Source organism: Gordonia sputi NBRC 100414 (assembly GCF_000248055.1).
GTDB lineage: Bacteria > Actinomycetota > Actinomycetes > Mycobacteriales > Mycobacteriaceae > Gordonia > Gordonia sputi.
The window spans coordinates 1-3,563 of record NZ_BAFC01000002.1; the positions used below are offsets into that span (position 1 = coordinate 1).

2 rRNA genes are annotated in these 3,563 nt (G+C 54.3%); both read right to left on the reverse strand.

From position 1 onward, the window contains the following. Nucleotides 1–30 precede the first annotated feature (30 nt). Nucleotides 31–147, reverse strand: a 5S ribosomal RNA gene (gene rrf, locus GOSPT_RS00010). A gap of 119 nt (nucleotides 148–266) precedes the next feature. Beyond that, a 23S ribosomal RNA gene (locus GOSPT_RS00015) occupies nucleotides 267–3,401 on the reverse strand. Between the last annotated feature and the right edge of the window lie 162 nt (nucleotides 3,402–3,563).

Here is a 3,563-nt window from a genome sequence, read left to right on the forward strand (position 1 = left end):
GAGGGGTGCGGGGCATTACTGGAATGTTGTGCTCGGCGGTGTCCTACTCTCCCACACCGATTAGAGTGCAGTACCATTGGCGCTGGTGGGCTTAGCTTCCGGGTTCGGAATGGGACCGGGCGTTTCCCCACCGCTATAGCCGCCGAAACAATATGAAACAACATCCACACGGGATGCGCTCTTTGTTGAGCGATTGCGTGTGTTGTTTCAGAAGTGTCATAGTGGATGCGAACACACCTTTATTACAAGTTGATGTGTTGGGTGTTGTTGGTAAGTCCTCGGCCGATTAGTACCAGTCACCTAAACCTATTACTAGGCGTACAGTTCTGGCCTATCAACCCCATGGTCTATAGGGGGCCTTAACCCTTCAAGAGGGTGAGAAACCTCATCTTGGAACAGGCTTCCCGCTTAGATGCTTTCAGCGGTTATCCCTTCCGAACGTAGCTAACCAGCAGTGCTCCTGGCGGAACAACTGGCACACCAGAGGTTCGTCCGTCCCGGTCCTCTCGTACTAGGGACAGGTTTCCTCAAGTTTCTAACGCGCGCGGCGGATAGAGACCGAACTGTCTCACGACGTTCTAAACCCAGCTCGCGTGCCGCTTTAATGGGCGAACAGCCCAACCCTTGGGACCTACTCCAGCCCCAGGATGCGACGAGCCGACATCGAGGTGCCAAACCATCCCGTCGATATGGACTCTTGGGGAAGATCAGCCTGTTATCCCCGGGGTACCTTTTATCCGTTGAGCGACACCACTTCCACACGTTGGTGCCGGATCACTAGTCCCGACTTTCGTCCCTGCTCGACATGTACGTCTCACAGTCAAGCTCCCTTGTGCACTTACACTCAACACCTGATTGCCAACCAGGCTGAGGGAACCTTTGGGCGCCTCCGTTACATTTTAGGAGGCAACCGCCCCAGTTAAACTACCCACCAGGCACTGTCCCTGAACCCGATCAGGGTCCGAGGTTAGAAGTCCAATACGATCAGAGTGGTATTTCAACAATGACTCCATGAACACTGGCGTGCCCACTTCACAGTCTCCCACCTATCCTACACAAACCGAACCGAACACCAATACCAAGCTATAGTGAAGGTCCCGGGGTCTTTTCGTCCTGCCGCGCGTAACGAGCATCTTTACTCGTACTGCAATTTCGCCGAGTCTGTGGTTGAGACAGCAGAGAAGTCGTTACGCCATTCGTGCAGGTCGGAACTTACCCGACAAGGAATTTCGCTACCTTAGGATGGTTATAGTTACCACCGCCGTTTACTGGGGCTTAAATTCTCAGCTTCGCCCCCCGAAGGGAACTAACCGGTCCTCTTAACCTTCCAGCACCGGGCAGGCGTCAGTCCGTATACATCGTCTTACGACTTCGCACGGACCTGTGTTTTTAGTAAACAGTCGCTTCTCTCTGGTCTCTGCGACCCACACCAGCTCACGGAGTAAATCCGGCCACCAGTATGGGTCCCCCTTCTCCCGAAGTTACGGGGGCATTTTGCCGAGTTCCTTAACCACAGTTCTCTCGATCGCCTTAGTATTCTCTACCTGACCACCTGTGTTGGTTTGGGGTACGGGCCGTGTACCAACTCACTAGAGGCTTTTCTCGGCAGCATAGGATCATGGACTTCACCACAACGGTTACGCATCACCTCTCAGACTCAATGAAACACGGATTTACCTATGTTTCGTCCTACAGGCTTACACCAGGACAACCATCGCCTGGCACCACTACCTTCCTGCGTCACCCCATCGCTTGCCTACTACCAGCCAAGGTCCTGTGCATCACCCCACTCGAGACCCGAAGGTCTTCTCGGAGGATCTGGACAGTTAGTACAACTGATTCAGCATGGGCGCGGATACACGGGTACGGGAATATCAACCCGTTGTCCATCGACTACGCCTGTCGGCCTCGCCTTAGGTCCCGACTCACCCTGGGCGGATTAGCCTGGCCCAGGAACCCTTGGTCATTCGGCGGCAGAGTTTCTCACTCTGCTTTCGCTACTCATGCCTGCATTCTCACTCCCACACCCTCCACACCTCGTTCACACGGGCGCTTCCACGGATGCAGGACGCTCCCCTACCCACCCACACACCTAGCCCACAACCCGTAGATCATGGGCGGGCTTATGTGAGTGCCGCGGCTTCGGCGGTGTACTTGAGCCCCGCTACATTGTCGGCGCAGGATCACTTGACCAGTGAGCTATTACGCACTCTTTCAAGGGTGGCTGCTTCTAAGCCAACCTCCTGGTTGTCTTCGCGACCCCACATCCTTTTCCACTTAGTACACGCTTAGGGGCCTTAGCCGGCGATCTGGGCTGTTTCCCTCTCGACTACGAACCTTATCGCCCGCAGTCTCACTGCCCTGCTCTCACTTACCGGCATTCGGAGTTTGGCTGACGTCAGTAACCTAGTAGGGCCCATCGGCCATCCAGTAGCTCTACCTCCGGTAAGAAACACAGAACGCTGCACCTAAATGCATTTCGGGGAGAACCAGCTATCACGGAGTTTGATTGGCCTTTCACCCCTACCCACAACTCATCCCCTCCATTTTCAACTGAAGTGGGTTCGGGCCTCCACGACGTCTTACCGACGCTTCACCCTGGCCATGGGTAGATCACTCCGCTTCGGGTCTAGACCCGGCGACTCCACGCCCTATTCAGACTCGCTTTCGCTACGGCTACCCCACACGGGTTAACCTTGCCACCGAGCACTAACTCGCAGGCTCATTCTTCAAAAGGCACGCCATCACCCACAATCAACCAAATGATTCACAGGCTTTGACGGATTGTAAGCGTCCGGTTTCAGGTACTATTTCACTCCCCTCCCGGGGTACTTTTCACCTTTCCCTCACGGTACTTGTCCGCTATCGGTCACCAGGAAGTATTCAGGCTTACCGGGTGGTCCCGGCAGATTCACAGCAGATTCCACGAGCCCGCTGCTACTTGGGCACCCATCACGCAAGACCACACGTTTTCAGCTACCGGACTCTCACCGTCTACGGCAGACCATTCCAGGCCACTTCACCTAACATGCAGCATTTATCACTCACGCCCCGACAGGTAGATCGGAGAAGATGAACCCCACAACACCACACACACAACCCCTACCCGGTATCACATGCGCATGGTTTAGCCTCCTCCGCTTTCGCTCGCCACTACTCACGGAATCACAATTGTTTTCTCTTCCTATGGGTACTGAGATGTTTCACTTCCCCACGTTCCCCCCACACAGCCTATACATTCAGCTGGTGGTAACACGACATCACTCGTGCTGGGTTTCCCCATTCGGACACCCTCGGATCACAGCTCGTTTGACAACTCCCCGAGGACTATCGCGGCCTACCACGTCCTTCATCGGCTCCTGGTACCAAGGCATCCACCGAACGCCCTAAAACACTTACAACAACACCTACAAACACACCCCACACACACCGCACAAAAGCACGATCCACGCGAGACACGAATGTAGACACAAAAACTCGACAAAACACACAACCAAAAAACTTGTATGCATTGCAAAAATAAAGATGCTCGCATCCACTATGCACTTCTCAAACAACACACA